The organism is Curtobacterium sp. PhB128 (genome assembly GCF_004340725.1).
In the GTDB taxonomy this organism is placed as follows: Bacteria; Actinomycetota; Actinomycetes; order Actinomycetales; family Microbacteriaceae; genus Curtobacterium.
The window spans coordinates 212,980-228,394 of record NZ_SLUR01000001.1; the positions used below are offsets into that span (position 1 = coordinate 212,980).

18 protein-coding genes are annotated in these 15,415 nt (G+C 69.3%); 17 read left to right on the forward strand and 1 reads right to left on the reverse strand.

From position 1 onward, the window contains the following. Positions 1 to 1,083, forward strand: coding sequence for a peptide chain release factor 1 (prfA, locus tag EDF23_RS00950; RefSeq protein WP_123294274.1), 1,083 nt, complete (start codon positions 1 to 3; stop codon positions 1,081 to 1,083). A gap of 28 nt (positions 1,084 to 1,111) precedes the next feature. Continuing rightward, a complete protein-coding gene (gene prmC / locus EDF23_RS00955) occupies positions 1,112 to 1,984 on the forward strand; it encodes a peptide chain release factor N(5)-glutamine methyltransferase (protein ID WP_123294275.1) in 873 nt (290 codons plus the stop codon). A 130-nt stretch (positions 1,985 to 2,114) separates the two neighbouring features. Here the strand turns inward: prmC and EDF23_RS00960 are convergent, their stop codons facing one another. Then, positions 2,115 to 2,765 (reverse strand): HAD family phosphatase, encoded by a 651-nt coding sequence (locus EDF23_RS00960; protein WP_165900970.1) that lies wholly within the window; start codon positions 2,763 to 2,765, stop codon positions 2,115 to 2,117. 37 nt (positions 2,766 to 2,802) lie between these two features. Between EDF23_RS00960 and EDF23_RS00965 the strand changes: the two genes are divergently transcribed. From EDF23_RS00965 to EDF23_RS01035, 15 genes are all read left to right on the forward strand, one after another. Next, complete coding sequence (locus tag EDF23_RS00965) at positions 2,803 to 3,477, forward strand: L-threonylcarbamoyladenylate synthase (RefSeq protein ID WP_123294277.1); 675 nt, start codon at positions 2,803 to 2,805, stop codon at positions 3,475 to 3,477. Beyond that, a complete protein-coding gene (locus EDF23_RS00970) occupies positions 3,474 to 4,700 on the forward strand; it encodes an MraY family glycosyltransferase (protein ID WP_111083866.1) in 1,227 nt (408 codons plus the stop codon). Before EDF23_RS00965 ends, EDF23_RS00970 begins: the two co-directional genes overlap by 4 nt. Beyond that, on the forward strand, positions 4,697 to 5,188 hold the full coding sequence (locus tag EDF23_RS00975; protein ID WP_131920033.1) for a hypothetical protein: 492 nt from the start codon (positions 4,697 to 4,699) through the stop codon (positions 5,186 to 5,188). The genes EDF23_RS00970 and EDF23_RS00975 overlap by 4 nt, the downstream gene beginning before the upstream one ends. Positions 5,189 to 5,343: 155 nt before the next feature. After that, positions 5,344 to 6,156: a F0F1 ATP synthase subunit A gene (atpB, locus tag EDF23_RS00980; RefSeq protein WP_111084153.1), complete on the forward strand. Its 813-nt coding sequence runs from the start codon at positions 5,344 to 5,346 to the stop codon at positions 6,154 to 6,156. 61 nt (positions 6,157 to 6,217) lie between these two features. Further along, entirely contained in the window at positions 6,218 to 6,454 is a 237-nt protein-coding gene (gene atpE / locus EDF23_RS00985) for an ATP synthase F0 subunit C (protein ID WP_027465781.1), read from the forward strand. A 9-nt stretch (positions 6,455 to 6,463) separates the two neighbouring features. Further along, on the forward strand, positions 6,464 to 7,018 hold the full coding sequence (locus tag EDF23_RS00990) for a F0F1 ATP synthase subunit B (RefSeq protein WP_123294280.1): 555 nt from the start codon (positions 6,464 to 6,466) through the stop codon (positions 7,016 to 7,018). Positions 7,019 to 7,020: 2 nt separating this feature from the next. After that, positions 7,021 to 7,815 carry a F0F1 ATP synthase subunit delta gene (locus tag EDF23_RS00995; RefSeq protein ID WP_123294281.1) on the forward strand — a complete coding sequence of 265 codons (795 nt, stop codon included), beginning with the start codon at positions 7,021 to 7,023 and terminating at the stop codon, positions 7,813 to 7,815. Positions 7,816 to 7,922: 107 nt separating this feature from the next. Continuing rightward, complete coding sequence (gene atpA / locus EDF23_RS01000; protein ID WP_123339745.1) at positions 7,923 to 9,551, forward strand: F0F1 ATP synthase subunit alpha; 1,629 nt, start codon at positions 7,923 to 7,925, stop codon at positions 9,549 to 9,551. After that, positions 9,552 to 10,454, forward strand: a complete 903-nt coding sequence (locus EDF23_RS01005; protein WP_123339744.1) for a F0F1 ATP synthase subunit gamma — start codon at positions 9,552 to 9,554, stop codon at positions 10,452 to 10,454. It abuts the gene before it with no gap. 47 nt (positions 10,455 to 10,501) lie between these two features. Beyond that, on the forward strand, positions 10,502 to 11,956 hold the full coding sequence (gene atpD, locus EDF23_RS01010) for a F0F1 ATP synthase subunit beta (RefSeq protein WP_065959250.1): 1,455 nt from the start codon (positions 10,502 to 10,504) through the stop codon (positions 11,954 to 11,956). Position 11,957: 1 nt separating this feature from the next. Beyond that, positions 11,958 to 12,221, forward strand: a complete 264-nt coding sequence (locus EDF23_RS01015) for a F0F1 ATP synthase subunit epsilon (protein ID WP_017885743.1) — start codon at positions 11,958 to 11,960, stop codon at positions 12,219 to 12,221. Positions 12,222 to 12,226: 5 nt separating this feature from the next. Beyond that, positions 12,227 to 12,988 carry a peroxide stress protein YaaA gene (gene yaaA / locus EDF23_RS01020; RefSeq protein ID WP_123937772.1) on the forward strand — a complete coding sequence of 254 codons (762 nt, stop codon included), beginning with the start codon at positions 12,227 to 12,229 and terminating at the stop codon, positions 12,986 to 12,988. A gap of 104 nt (positions 12,989 to 13,092) precedes the next feature. Continuing rightward, complete coding sequence (locus EDF23_RS19065; RefSeq protein WP_165900971.1) at positions 13,093 to 13,671, forward strand: hypothetical protein; 579 nt, start codon at positions 13,093 to 13,095, stop codon at positions 13,669 to 13,671. Between the two features lie 52 nt (positions 13,672 to 13,723). Next, the gene (locus tag EDF23_RS19530) at positions 13,724 to 14,485 is read left to right on the forward strand and encodes an FHA domain-containing protein (protein WP_243648769.1); all 762 of its coding nucleotides are present in this window, start codon (positions 13,724 to 13,726) and stop codon (positions 14,483 to 14,485) included. A gap of 3 nt (positions 14,486 to 14,488) precedes the next feature. After that, positions 14,489 to 15,310, forward strand: a complete 822-nt coding sequence (locus EDF23_RS01035; protein ID WP_123294286.1) for a protein phosphatase 2C domain-containing protein — start codon at positions 14,489 to 14,491, stop codon at positions 15,308 to 15,310. Positions 15,311 to 15,415 lie beyond the last annotated feature (105 nt).

Consider the following 15,415-nt stretch of genomic DNA (forward strand, 5'->3'; position numbering starts at 1 on the left):
GTGTTCGAGTCGGTGGCAGGGCTGCTGGCGGAACACGAGGACCTGACGCAGCAGCTGTCGGACCCCGCGCTCCACGCCGATGCGGCCCGGGCGAAGAAGGTGAACCGGCGCTACGCCGAGCTCAACCAGATCAAGTCCGCGTACGAGTCCTGGCAGGCGGCGGGGGACGACCTCGCCGCCGCCCAGGAGCTCGCGCGTGAGGACTCGGCGTTCGCGGACGAGGTCCCCGAGCTCGAGGAGCAGTTGGCGGAGCGCCAGGAGCGTCTCCGCCGGCTGCTCATCCCGCGCGACCCCGACGACGGGCGCGACGTGATCATGGAGATCAAGGGCGGCGAGGGCGGCGAGGAATCGGCGCTGTTCGCGGCCGACCTCCTGCGCATGTACTCGCACTACGCCGAGACCAAGGGCTGGAAGGTCGAGCTCCTCGAGCGCACCGAGTCCGACCTGGGTGGCTACAAGGACGTCCAGGTCGCGATCAAGTCGAACACGACCGACCCGTCGCAGGGCGTCTGGGCGCACCTGAAGTACGAGGGCGGCGTGCACCGTGTGCAGCGCGTGCCGCAGACCGAGTCGCAGGGGCGCATCCACACCTCGACGACCGGCGTGCTGGTGTTCCCCGAGGTCGACGAGCCCGAAGAGGTCGCGATCAACCAGAACGACCTGAAGATCGACGTGTACCGGTCCTCCGGTCCCGGCGGGCAGTCCGTCAACACGACGGACTCCGCGGTCCGCATCACCCACCTGCCCACGGGCATCACGGTGGCGATGCAGAACGAGAAGTCGCAGCTCCAGAACCGTGAGGCCGGCATGCGCGTTCTCCGTGCACGCATCCTCGCGCGGCAGCAGGAGGAGCTCGACGCGATCGCCTCGGACGCGCGCAAGTCGCAGATCCGCGGGATGGACCGTTCGGAGCGCATCCGGACGTACAACTTCCCGGAGAACCGGATCGCGGACCACCGCACCGGCTACAAGGCGTACGACCTGGACCGCGTCATGAACGGTGCGCTCGAGCCCGTCGTCCAGTCCGCCATCCAGGCGGACGAAGAGGCACGTCTGGCCGCCATCGGCGACCAGGACGCGTAACCGCTCACCCCGCCTGGAGGCCCGGCTCGTGTCCGACACGCCCCTCACGTACGCCGCGGATCGCCTGCTCGAGCAGGCGGCCGCGGCGCTCGTCGCGTCCGGCGTCCCGACGCCCCAGGTCGACGCCGAGCTGCTGCTCGCGTGGGCGACCGACACCTCGCGCGGTGCCGTGCAGGCCCGCGCGATGACCGGCGGCGCGATCGCTCCGGAGCACGTCGAGCGCTTCCGGCACGCGATCGCCCGACGGAGCACCCGCGAGCCGCTGCAGCACATCACCGGGCAGGCGTACTTCCGGGCACTGACCCTGGCGGTCGGACCCGGCGTGTTCGTGCCCCGTCCCGAGACCGAGGGCGTCGTGCAGTTCGGCATCGACGCGCTCCGAGCCGTCGCGGTGCCGGCGCCGATCGCGGTCGACCTCGGCTCCGGCAGCGGTGCGATCGCCATCGCCATGGACACCGAGGTGCCGAACGCCGTCGTGTACGCCGTCGAACGGTCGCCCGAGGCCCTGCCCTGGACTCGCCGGAACACCGACGCCCACGGCGGCACGGTGCGACTCGTCGAGGGAGACCTCGCCGACGCGCTGCCCGAACTCGACGGCACCGTGTCCGTCGTGGTGTCGAACCCGCCGTACGTGCCGGACGACGCAATCCCGATCGACCCCGAGGTCCGCGACCACGATCCCGCGATGGCGCTGTACGGCGGTCCGGACGGCCTCGACGCCGTGCGCGCCCTGGCCGAGACGGCGTGGCGGTTGCTCGTGCCCGGCGGGGTGCTCGTCATCGAGCACGCCGAGCCGCAGGGCGCCGGCGTCCGCGAGGTCCTGGCGCGACGGGGGTTCCGGACCCCGGAGACGCACGTCGACTTGACGGGTCGCGACCGCACGACCACCGCGACCCGGTAGGCGGACGCACCCCGGGCCTCCCGGTCGTGTGGCGTGCTTGGCGTTACCGAGCGGAAACGGGCGTACCTGGCCGTTCAGAACGACCAGGTACGCCCGTTGCTTGTTGCCATCGCGAACGTGATGGGAAGGATCAGGCGACGGGGGAGGCCTCGCGCTGCTGCGCGACGAAGGCGCGGACGTGCTCGCGCAGGTCGGTGTCGCGCTCGACCAGGACCGCGTGGATGCCGACGCTCCGGGCACCCGCGATGTTCTCCGGCATGTCGTCGGCGAAGAACGTGCGCTCGGCGGGCACGCGGTGGTGCTCCATCGCGCGGAGGAAGACCTCGGGCTCGGGCTTGCGGGCGCCGAAGTTGCTCGACGTGTCCAGGTGCTCGCCGAACAGCCCCGGCAGTGACGGCGCCCACTGGTGGATCCACCGCCCCGCGAGCGGCCCGTTGTTGGTGAGCAGGCCGACACGCCCGTGCTCGCTCGCGATCCGGACGGCCTCGATGCGCTCCGGCAGCTCGGTCATCGCGGACCCGCGGATGCGCGCCCACTCGGCCTCCGGGACGTCGCACTCCATGGCCCGCTCGAACGCGGCGAGGTACTCGTCGCCGTCGGCGAAGTCACCGGCCTCGGCACGCATCTCGTGGCCGCAGTCCCACCAGCGGCGTCGGAGCTCCTCGAACTCGTGTCCGGTGAACTCGGAGAGTGCGGCCATCCGCACCTGCCAGTCGTACCGGACCAGGACGTCGTCCATGTCGAAGAGGAACAGGAGGTGGGGCGCAGGGGTCTCGTTCACGATGTCCTCCATTGTGTCGCACTATCATCGTCGAGTCATGGCATCCCGATACGACTGCACCGACTCCGACGGGCTCCTGACCGGGATGCGGCTCGCACGTGCCGCCCTCGGGCGCGGAGACCTCGTCGTCGTCCCCACCGACACCGTCTACGGCCTCGCCGCGGACGCCTTCAACGCGGCCGCCGTCCAGCGACTGCTCGACGCGAAGGGCCGGACGCGGCAGTCGCCGCCGCCGGTGTTGATCCCCGGCCCGCCGACGCTCGACGCGCTCGCGAGCGACGTGCCGCAGCAGGTGCGCGACCTCGTCGCCGAGTTCTGGCCCGGCGGCCTGACCGTGATCCTGCGCGCGCAGCCGTCGCTCGACTGGGACCTCGGCGAGACGCGGGGCACGGTCGCCCTGCGGATGCCGGACTCGCGGATCGCGCTCGAGCTCCTGCAGGAGGTCGGTCCGCTCGCGGTCTCGTCCGCGAACTCGACCGGCGACCCGGCCGCGATGGACGTCGACGCCGCGGAGCGGATGCTCGGCGACAGCGTCGCCGTGTACCTGGACGGCGGCGCGATCGGGGAGCACGAGGGCTTCGAGGCCTCCACCGGGTCGACGATCGTCGACGCGACGGGGCTGTCGGACGGCGGGAAGCTCCGCATCGTCCGGCACGGGGTGATCTCCGACGACGAGATCATCCGGGTCGTCGGAGCCGACCTCGTCGGATGAAGTACTACCTGCTGGCGGGGGCGATCGCCGCGGTCGTGAGCTTCCTGGTCAGCGTGCTGGTGTGGAAGCTCGGTCTCAAGTACAAGTGGTACCCCCAGGTGCGCGAGCGAGACGTGCACCGCACGCCGACTCCGCGCCTCGGCGGGATCGCGATGTACATCGGCGTCATCGTGTCGCTGCTGGCGGCGTGGTTCCTGTTCCCGTCGATCGCGGGGACCGACTACTTCCGGCTCGTGTTCTCCGAACCCGGGCGCGTGCTGGCGGTGCTCGGGGGCGCGACGATCATCGTGGTGCTGGGTGTCGCTGACGACATCTGGGACCTCGACTGGATGACGAAGCTCGCCGGGCAGATCATCGCTGCGGGCATCCTCGCCTGGCAGGGCGTCGCGATCGTGTCGCTGCCGATCGGCAACACCCTGGGCGTGGGCTCGTCGTACATGAGCCTGATCTTCACGGTGCTGGCGGTGGTGCTCGTGATGAACGCGGTGAACTTCATCGACGGACTCGACGGCCTGGTCGCCGGGGTCGCGATCATCGCCGGCGGGGTGTTCTTCCTCTACACGTTCTTCATCAACCGCGTGGTCGTGCAGACCGAGTTCTTCTTCAACCTGCCGTCACTGCTGACCGCGGTGCTCGTCGGCTCCTGCTTCGGGTTCCTCATCCTGAACTGGCACCCCGCGAAGCTCTTCATGGGCGACGCCGGAGCGCTGCTCGTCGGCTTCCTGATGGCCACCAGCGCCGTGTCGGTCACGGGCAACATCGATCCCGCAGCGGTGCAGACACGCCAGGCGCTGCTGCCGGCGTTCATCCCGATCCTGCTGCCCTTCGCGATCCTGATCGTGCCGATCCTGGACTTCGGCCTGGCGGTCACCCGTCGGCTCAGCGCCGGCAAGTCACCGTTCTCGGCCGACCGCAAGCACCTGCACCACCGCCTGCTCGACATGGGGCACTCGCACTTCCACGCCGTGCTGATCTTCTACGCGTGGACCGCCACCGTCGCGGTCGGGTGCCTGCTGTTCCTGTTCGTGGACTGGTACTGGGTGGTCGCCTTCGTCGCGGTCGGCTTCACCGTGTGCGCCGTCGCCACGTTCGCGCCGCTCGGCCGGAAGCGCACCGAGATCGCCGCCCAGACCGCCAACCGCTCCGCCGCCGTGGTGGACGCCAGCCTCGACCCGCTCGACCGGGCCGCCAACGACCGCACGATCCCAGGAGACATCACGTGACCGCACCGAACGCGCTCGACCACGTCCGGCCGGTGTTCCGCCGCATCATCACGTGGGGCGCCGTGCTCGCGGTCGCCCTCGCGATCGTCGGGGGAGTCGTGGGACTGCTCGTCGCCGACACTCCCGGGCTCGTCGGCGGCCTGCTCGGAGCCGTGCTCAGCGTGGTGTTCCTCGGCCTCACCGCGGTCAGTGTCCTCGTCGCGCTGCGCGTGTCCAAGGGGCAGATGATCTCGGGTGCCTTCTTCGGCATTGTGATGGGCACCTGGCTGCTCAAGTTCATCGTGTTCATCGTGCTGCTGGTGGCGCTGAAGGACCGCACCTGGGTGGACTTTCCGGTGCTCGCGATCGTGATCATCGCGGGGGTCGTCGGCTCCCTGGTCATCGACGTCGTCGCGGTGGCGAAGGCCCGCGTCCCGATCGGCGTGGAGCTGCCCGGTGACGGGTCCGGTGGCTCCGCGGACGCTGAGAACCCGACCCCCCGCAACTGAGAAGCCGGGAAGCCTCTCGCACCTGATAGGCTTCTCGGAGTCCGCCACCGGAGCCTTTCGCTCGGAGCGGGCAAGCCTCCACAACGTCCACCATCGCGTGCCATGATGTGCGCGCGCCGACACAGGAGACAGCGCTGCTATCCCACGCTCTTCCCCTGTCCCTCTCTGCTGCGGTTGACACCGTTGCGGCGGGGAGCAGCAAGGCCGCCGAGTTCCATGGTCCGTCGATCAACGAGTTCTTCCCGGATGCGATCTTCTTCGCAGGGACGCCGTTCGAGATCGATCGGGTCGTCCTCATCCGTTTCTTCGCCGTCGCCGTGCTCCTGGTGTTCGCCTTCGTGGGAACCCGCGCGCTGAAGCTCGTCCCGAACCGCGGTCAGGCGTTCATCGAGTACGCGTTCGACGTCGTTCGTCGCAACACCTTCGACAACCTCGGAGAGAAGGACGGCAAGCGATTCCTGCCGCTCCTGGCGACGATCTTCTTCGGCGTGCTGTTCATGAACCTGACCGGTCTGATCCCGGGCATGAACCTCGCCGGCACCAGTCGCATCGCGATGCCGATGATCCTCGCGATCGTCGCCTACGTCGCGTTCATCTACGCCGGCCTCCGCAAGCACCCGGGCACGTTCCTCCGGAACTCGCTCTTCCCGCCCGGGGTGCCGTGGTTCCTCTACATCATCGTGACGCCGATCGAGCTCGTCTCGACCTTCGTGCTCCGTCCGGTGACGCTCACCCTGCGACTCCTGATGAACATGGTCGTCGGGCACCTGCTGCTCGTCCTGTTCTTCTCGGCGACGCAGTTCTTCTTCTTCGACGCTTCGCTCGGCTTCAAGGCCTTCGGTGTCGGGACCCTCGCGTTCGGCATCGCGTTCAGCTTCTTCGAGATCCTCGTCGCGCTGCTGCAGGCCTACGTCTTCATGCTCCTCACCGCCGTCTACATCCAGCTGGCGCTGGCTGACGAGCACTGATTCCTCACTGACCCCCTACGGGACCGGCAACCGTCGGACCCGCACCTCGAAAGGAAAACACGTGGACGCAACGACCGTTCTCGCGGAGATCAACGGCAACATCGCGACGGTTGGCTACGGCCTCGCTGCGATCGGCCCGGCCATCGGTGTTGGCATCGTCGTCGGCAAGACGATCGAGTCCGTCGCCCGCCAGCCCGAGCTCCAGGGCCGCCTGACGACCCTCATGTACATCGGTATCGCCTTCACCGAGGCCCTGGCCTTCATCGGCATCGCCACGTACTTCATCTTCACCAACTAAGGTTCCTCGATGCACAACGCACTCATCATCGCGGCGGAGGAGACGCACAACCCCCTCATTCCGCCGGTGTACGACATCGTGTGGTCCGCGGTGGCCTTCGTCATCATCTTCCTGGTGATGTGGCGTGTCGTCACGCCGCGCATCACGAAGATGCTCGATGAGCGCACTGAGGCCATCGAGGGTGGCATCAAGAAGGCAGAGGCTGCTCAGGAGCAGGCCGCTGCTGCGCTCGACGAGTACAACAAGCAGCTCGCCGACGCCCGCTCCGAGGCGTCCCGCATCCGTGAGCAGGCCCGCGCCGACGCCACGGCGATCGGCAACGAGGTCCGCGAGCAGGCAGCGGCCGATGCAGCACGCATCACGGCCAACGCCCAGGCGCAGATCGAAGCCGAGCGTCAGAGCGCCGTCCAGTCCCTCCGGTCCGAGGTGGGCACCCTTGCCCTCGACCTCGCGTCCGGTGTGATCGGCGAATCGCTCAAGGACGACGCCAAGTCGTCGGCAGTCGTCGACCGCTTCCTCGCCGACCTCGAGGCCTCGCAGGCCACGAAGACGGGGGAGCACTGAGCATGCGCAGCGCTACCAGAGAAGCACTCGCGTCCACCAGGGCGGTGCTCTCGGACCTCGGTTCGAGCGCCGACCTGGCCGTGGGTGCCGAGATCCTCGCCTCCGGGCGTGCGATCGCCGGTGCGCCGCAGCTGCTCGGGCTGCTGTCCGACCCGACGGCCGACCCGGCCGGCAAGAAGGTCCTCATCGACCGCGTCTTCGCCGGTCAGTCGCACGCGACTCGTGCGGTCCTGACCGCGGTGGCCGGCTCGCGCTGGTCCTCGCACCAGGACCTGCTCGCCGGCATCGAGGACGCGGGCATCCGCGCCGTCGCCGCCACCGCGGGTACCGACTCGCCGATCGAGTCCGAGCTGTTCGCCTTCGAGACCGCTGTCCGTTCGGACGCCGGCCTGGAGCTGGCACTCGGCACGAAGCTCGGCAGCGCGGCGCAGAAGGGCGCGCTCGTCGAGCGGCTCCTCGGCCCCAAGGCGTCGCAGCAGACCGTGACGATCGTCTCCGCGCTCGTGCAGCAGCCTCGCGGCCGCCGCATCGGTGAACTCGTCCGCGATGCCTCGCGCATCGTGGCCGAGCAGGACGGCAAGCTCGTCGCGACCGTGGTCACCGCCACGGCACTCACGACCGCCCAGTCGGCACGCGTTGCACGCGGTCTGGCCGAGCGTTACGGCAAGGACATCAGCATCAACCAGGTCGTCGACCCCACGGTCGTCGGCGGGGTCCGGGTGCAGATCGGCGGCGACGTCATCGACGGCACCGTGTCCACGCGGCTCTCGGAGCTCCGGCTCCAGCTCGCCGGCTAGGCGTACGGTCGAAGCCGCTCCTCCCAAGTCCACAACGGGAACTGCCGAGTCCGGCAGCGTCACCCTCTCGGAGCCGAAGGGCCCCGGAAAACCACAAGGAAAATCCCATGGCAGACATCACCATCAGCCCCGATGAGATCCGTGATGCCCTGAAGGACTTCGTCTCGAACTACGAGCCGACGAAGGCCTCCACGGCCGAGGTCGGGCACGTCACCGACGCCGGCGACGGCATCGCGCACGTCGAGGGCCTCCCCGGCGTCATGGCCAACGAGCTCATCCGCTTCGCGGACGGCACGCTCGGCCTCGCGCAGAACCTCGATGAAGACTCGATCGGCGCCATCGTGCTCGGCGAGTTCGCCGGCATCGAAGAAGGCATGGAGGTCACCCGCACGGGTGAGGTCCTCTCCGCCCCCGTCGGCGACGCCTTCCTCGGTCGCGTCGTCGACCCGCTCGGCGCCCCGATCGACGGTCTCGGCGAGATCGCTGCCGAGGGCCGTCGCGCCCTCGAGCTCCAGGCTCCCGGCGTCATGGCCCGCAAGTCGGTCCACCAGCCGCTGCAGACCGGCATCAAGGCCATCGACGCGATGATCCCCGTCGGCCGTGGTCAGCGACAGCTGATCATCGGCGACCGCCAGACCGGCAAGACGGCCATCGCGATCGACACGATCATCAACCAGAAGGCCAACTGGGAGTCCGGCGACGAGGACAAGCAGGTCCGCTGCATCTACGTCGCCATCGGTCAGAAGGGTTCCACGATCGCCTCCGTCAAGGGTGCGCTCGAGGACGCCGGCGCGATGGAGTACACCACCATCGTCGCCGCCCCCGCGTCCGACCCGGCCGGCTTCAAGTACCTCGCCCCGTACACCGGCTCGGCCATCGGCCAGCACTGGATGTACTCCGGCAAGCACGTCCTCATCATCTTCGACGACCTGTCGAAGCAGGCCGAGGCCTACCGCGCCGTGTCGCTCCTCCTGCGTCGTCCGCCGGGGCGCGAGGCGTACCCGGGTGACGTCTTCTACCTGCACTCCCGTCTGCTGGAGCGTTGCGCGAAGCTGTCCGACGAGCTCGGCGCCGGTTCGATGACGGGTCTCCCGATCATCGAGACCAAGGCGAACGACGTCTCGGCGTACATCCCGACCAACGTCATCTCCATCACCGACGGCCAGATCTTCCTGCAGTCGGACCTCTTCAACGCGAACCAGCGTCCGGCCGTCGACGTGGGCATCTCGGTGTCCCGCGTCGGTGGTGACGCCCAGGTGAAGTCGATCAAGAAGGTCTCCGGCACGCTGAAGCTCGAGCTGGCGCAGTACCGCTCCCTCGAGGCGTTCGCGATGTTCGCGTCCGACCTCGACCAGGCGTCGCGTCGTCAGCTGGACCGTGGCGCCCGCCTGACCGAGCTCCTCAAGCAGCCGCAGTACTCGCCGTACCCGGTCGAGGAGCAGGTCGTCTCGATCTGGGCCGGCACCAACGGCAAGCTCGACACCGTCCCGGTGCCGGACGTGCTGCGCTTCGAGTCCGAACTGCTCGACCACCTGCGTCGCAACTCCGAGGTCCTCACGACCCTGCGCGAGACGAACCAGCTCAGCGACGAGACCGTCGCCGAGATGTCGAAGCAGATCGACGAGTTCACGAAGAGCTTCCAGACGAGCGACGGCAAGACCCTCGGCTCCGAGCAGTTCGACGCGGCAGACTCCGAGGACGTCGACCAGGAGCAGATCGTCAAGGGTCGTCGCTAGATGGCAGCGCAGGTCCGGGTCTACCGACAGCGAATCAAGTCCGCGAAGACCACGAAGAAGGTCACTCGCGCGATGGAACTGATCTCGGCGTCGCGGATCCAGAAGGCGCAGGCCCGCATGGCTGCGTCCGGCCCGTACTCGCGAGCTGTGACGCGTGCGGTGTCGGCCGTGGCGACGTTCTCGAACGTCGACCACGTGCTGACCACCGAGCCGGAGTCCTCGACCCGTGCGGCCGTGGTGCTCTTCACCTCGGACCGCGGCCTGAACGGCGCGTTCAGCACGAACGTCCTCAAGCAGGGCGAGGAGCTCGCCTCCCTGCTCCGCAGCGAGGGCAAGGACGTCGTCTACTACCTGGTCGGCCGCAAGTCCGTCGGGTACTTCGCGTTCCGTGAGCGCGCGTCGGAGCAGCAGTGGGTCGGCAACACCGACCAGCCCGAGTTCTCGACGGCCAAGGAGATCGGCGACGCCGTCGTGGCGAAGTTCCTCCAGGACACCGCAGAGGGCGGCGTGGACGAGATCCACATCGTGTTCAACCGGTTCCTCAGCATGGCCACGCAGGAGCCGCAGGTCGTTCGCCTGCTGCCCCTCGAGGTCGTCGAAGGGGTCGAGGAGCCCGAGGGCAACGAGCCCCTGCCGCTCTACGAGTTCGAGCCGGACGCCGATGCGGTGCTCGACTCGCTGCTCCCGGTCTACATCGAGAGCCGCATCTTCAACGCCATGCTGCAGTCGGCTGCTTCCGAGCACGCCGCCCGTCAGAAGGCGATGAAGGCGGCCAGCGACAACGCGGACTCGCTGATCCGTGACTTCACCCGACTCGCGAACAACGCGCGTCAGGCGGAGATCACGCAGCAGATCTCCGAGATCGTCGGCGGCGCCGACGCCCTCTCGTCGAAGAAGAAGTAGTCCGCGTCGTTCGCGGACAGATACCCACCCTCAGGAAGGCACCAGCCATGACCGACACCGCAACCACCGCGGTCGAGACGTCGTCGGCGCCCGGTGTCGGCCGGATCGCCCGTGTCACGGGTCCCGTCGTCGACATCGAGTTCCCCCACGACGCAATCCCGGAGATGTACAACCTCCTGTTCACGACCATCACCATCGGTGACTCGTCGCAGGAGATCGGCCTCGAGGTCGCCCAGCACCTGGGCGACGACCTGGTCCGTGCCATCTCCCTGAAGCCGACCGACGGCCTGGTCCGTGGCCAGGAGGTCCGTGACTCGGGCGCTCCGATCTCGGTCCCCGTCGGCGACGTCACCAAGGGCAAGGTCTTCGACGTCCTCGGGAACGTGCTCAACACGGACGAGAAGCTCGAGATCACCGAGCGCTGGCCGATCCACCGCAAGGCCCCGGCCTTCGACCAGCTCGAGTCGAAGACCTCGATGTTCGAGACCGGTATCAAGTCCATCGACCTCCTCACCCCGTACGTGCAGGGTGGCAAGATCGGCCTCTTCGGTGGTGCGGGCGTCGGCAAGACGGTCCTCATCCAGGAGATGATCCAGCGCGTTGCGCAGGACCACGGCGGTGTGTCGGTGTTCGCCGGTGTCGGTGAGCGCACCCGTGAGGGCAACGACCTCATCGGTGAGATGGAAGAGGCGGGGGTCTTCGACAAGACGGCCCTCGTGTTCGGCCAGATGGACGAGCCGCCGGGAACGCGTCTCCGCGTGGCCCTGTCGGCGCTGACGATGGCGGAGTACTTCCGCGACGTCCAGAAGCAGGACGTGCTCCTCTTCATCGACAACATCTTCCGCTTCACGCAGGCCGGCTCCGAGGTCTCGACGCTGCTCGGTCGCATGCCGTCCGCCGTGGGCTACCAGCCCAACCTCGCCGACGAGATGGGTGTGCTCCAGGAGCGCATCACCTCGACGCGTGGTCACTCGATCACCTCGCTGCAGGCGATCTACGTGCCGGCTGACGACTACACCGACCCGGCTCCGGCCACCACGTTCGCGCACCTCGACGCAACCACCGAGCTCTCGCGTGAGATCGCGTCGCAGGGTCTGTACCCCGCGATCGACCCGCTGACCTCGACGTCGCGGATCATGGACCCGCGGTACCTGGGCGCCGACCACTACGAGACGGCCACGCGCGTCAAGCAGATCCTCCAGAAGAACAAGGAACTGCAGGAGATCATCGCCATCCTCGGTGTCGACGAGCTCTCCGAAGAGGACAAGATCACGGTCGAGCGCGCTCGTCGTATCCAGCAGTTCCTCTCGCAGAACACGTACATGGCGAAGAAGTTCACGGGCGTCGAGGGCTCCACGGTGCCGCTCAAGGACACCATCGAGTCCTTCCGCGCCATCGCCGACGGCGAGTTCGACCACGTTGCGACGCAGGCGTTCTTCAACGTCGGTGGCATCAACGACGTGGAAGAGAAGTGGGCACAGATCCAGAAGGAGAACCGCTGACATGGCGGGTCTCAACGTGAGCGTCGTCTCGGCCGACCGTGAGGTCTGGTCCGGCGACACCACCATGGTCGTCGCACGCACGACAGAGGGCCAGATCGGCATCCTCGCGGGACACGAGCCGATGCTCGCGATCCTCGCGCAGGGTCAGGTCCGCATCACGCGGGCCGATGGGTCGACCGTCGCGGTCGACGCCGAAGACGGCTTCCTGTCGGTGGAGCACGACACGGTGACGATCGTCGCGCGGCAGGCCGCGCTGGCGTCCTGACCGGACTGACCGTCCTCCTCCCGCCTTCGGAGACGAAGCGGGAGGGTGGGGACACGAGCCGCACGCTCGATCTGCGTGCACTCACGTTCCCGGAACTGGCCGAAGAGCGGGCCGCGGTGATCACCGCGGCCCGCTCTGTCAGTTCCGAGGAGTCCTCGGCCAGGACGGCTCTGAAGCTCGGCCCGAAGTCGATCGCCGAACGGTTCCGCAACCTCGAGCTCGACACGTCGGGCACGATGCCGGCGATCGAGCGCTACACGGGGGTGCTCTACGACCCCCTCGGCGCGCAGACCGCCGACGCGTCGACGCGGGCGTGGTGGCACGACCACGTGGTCGTGCAGTCGGCCATGTTCGGACCGATCGGTGCTGGTGACCCGATCCCGGCGTACCGCCTGTCGCACGACTCCCGGCTCGGGACGATCCGATTGGCGTCGCACTGGCCCGCGGCCTCGTCCCGGGTCTTGGCCGATCGGGCGGACGGCCTGGTGCTCGACCTCCGGTCCGAGGGCTACCGCCAGCTCGGTCCCGTCCCGGACGCGGTCGCCCCGCGCGTCGTGAGCATCGACGGCTCCGGTCGGCGGCGGGCGTTGAACCACTGGAACAAGACGGCGAAGGGCCGACTCGTCGCGCTGCTCGCGCGCACCGGAGCGGTCGTCGCGACCATGGACGACCTGGTCGACTGGGCCGCCGCGAACGGCGTCGTGGTCGAACGCAGCGACTCCGGCTGGGACCTGGTCGCCGAGAGCCTGGAGCCCGTCACCGTCTGATCATCGCCCCGGCCCGTCCTCCACAGGTCGGGCCGGGGCGCTGCTGTCCACAGGTGGTCGGTTCGTGCCTGACTGGAGGCCCGGATCACGCTTCGATGGCGTGCATGATCCCCTTGACGGCACACACCCCCGACCACACCGCAGTCCGGTTCCCTCGCGAGATCGCGGCGGCGGTCACCCTCCCGGCAGCGGCCGCAGCGCTGGTCACGTCCGGCGTCGGCGCTGGCTCCCGCGTCGGCGCGATCGCGATCGTCACCGCCTGCGGTGCGCTGTCGACCCGCATGGCGCTCATCCCGTTCCTCGCCGCCCGAGACCAGCCGGATCCGCGGGCCATCCGGGGGTTCGACCCGTTCGATGACCCGACGCCGCCGGCGTTGCACGGCCTCGGACCGGAACCGGACCGTGCTCGGCTGCGCACGGCCGGCGACCGGTGTGCCGAGGCCTGGCGGGTCTGGCGCGCCGAGGGTGGTCAGGTGGACTGTACGGCCGGAGCCGCAGGTGCGCTCGCACTCGGGGCCTGGTGCGCGTGGGCGCTCGGGTCGTCCGCCCGCGCCGAGACACGGGCGCGCTACGCCCTCGAGACCCGTGCCGACGACCCGCTCGCCGGGCTGGTCCTGCGGTCGGTCCTGGCCGGCAGTGCGCCGACGTGGGCCGGGCCCCGTCGTGACCGGCACCGATCGTGACCGGCGCGGACGGCCGTCGGTGCGGTGCGACGGGTCGACCGGATCGTCTACGGTGGAGGACACCACATCCGAAGGGCTCCGGTTGCGCGACGACGACATCGAGGACACCGTCATCCGGCGACCCCGCGGTGCCGGGGGCGGCGATCGCTTCGACGACGTGCTCGGTGACACCGTCATCCGGCCGCGCACGGAGCCGTCCGAACCGGTCGGTGACCGTGCCGACGACAGAGCCGACGACCCTGCCGACGACAGAGCCGACGACGGAGCCGACCCGGAGGACACGGTCGTCCGCGCCCGTGTCCGGAGCGCCGCCGGACCGAGCGTGCCCGCCGGAGCCGCCACGGGCCTCCCGTCCGTCCCTGCCGCGCCCGCGGCGCGCGTGCCGTCGATCCGCATCGGCGACCGCACCTTCCGCCTGGACCACCCGGTCGTCATCGGACGGCGTCCGTCGCTGCCGCGGATCACCAGTGGCCCCGAACCGGAACTCGTGACGGTGCGGTCTGCCAACGGGCAGGTGTCGTCCTCGCACGTCCGCATCCACGCCGAAGGCGAAGCCGTGGTGGTGCAGGACCTGCGGTCCACGAACGGCACCGTCGTCCGACCGGCCGGCGCGCCGCTGTACCGCATGGCATCGGGTGCGTCGATCGTCGCGCTGACGGGTACGGTAGTCGAGGTCGGTGACGGCAACGCCATCGAGGTCCTCTCGCCGTACCTCCGGGTCGCACCGACGGCGGACGGGTTCCCACCGGTTCCCCCGTGGCCCACCGACCAGACAGCACACGGCACGCCCCGAACCCCCAGAGAGCGATCCTGAAACGTGACCGAACTCGGCCGAGCAGCGACTGCGCACGCCATCGACGTCCCCGGTGCCGACGGCGCCACCCTGACGCTCTCGTGGGGAGCCGCGACCGACGTAGGTCGTCGCCGTGACCACAACGAGGACAGCTACATCGTCGGGGCGCCGTTCTTCGTCGTCGCCGACGGCATGGGCGGACACCTCGCCGGCGACCGCGCGAGCGACGCCGTCGTGCGTCGACTCGAGCAGGTGACGCAGGAGCCCTTCACCACGCGGCAGGGCATCCAGCGGGCGCTGCTGCTCGCCACGGCCGACATCGAGCGCGCAGCCGGCGGCAACGCGATCGGAGCGGGCACGACCGTCACCGGCATCGCCCTGGTCGCGTCGCTCGGCCAGCCGGCGGCCCTCGTCTTCAACGTCGGCGACTCCCGGACCTACCGGATCGAGGACGGCGTGCTGCGCCGCGTCACCGTGGACCACTCCGTGGTGCAGGAGATGGTCGACGCCGGGTTGCTGCGGGCCGAGGACGCCGAACAGCACCCGGACAGCAACGTCATCACCCGCGCGGTCGGCTTCGGCGAACCGCCGGCGCCCGACTGGTGGACCCTGCCGCTCCGCGCGGGCGACCGGTACATCGTCTGCTCCGACGGCCTGACGAAGGAGCTCGGCGACGCCGGCATCGCGCGCATCGCGGCTCGAGAAGCCGGTGCGCAGGGACTCGCCGAACGCCTCGTCGGCGACGCGGTTGTCGCCGGCGGCCGCGACAACGTCACCGTCGTGGTGCTCCAGGTCGATGCCGCCCCGGACGACGGCGACCTCGAGGACACCCTGCCGCGGCACTGACCGCCGGCACATGACCCCCCGAACTGGGGGAGTGCGCCCGTCCACAGGTGGTCGGTGTGCGGATCGACGGTCACCGGCGCTTCGTACAATGACTGTGCCACGACG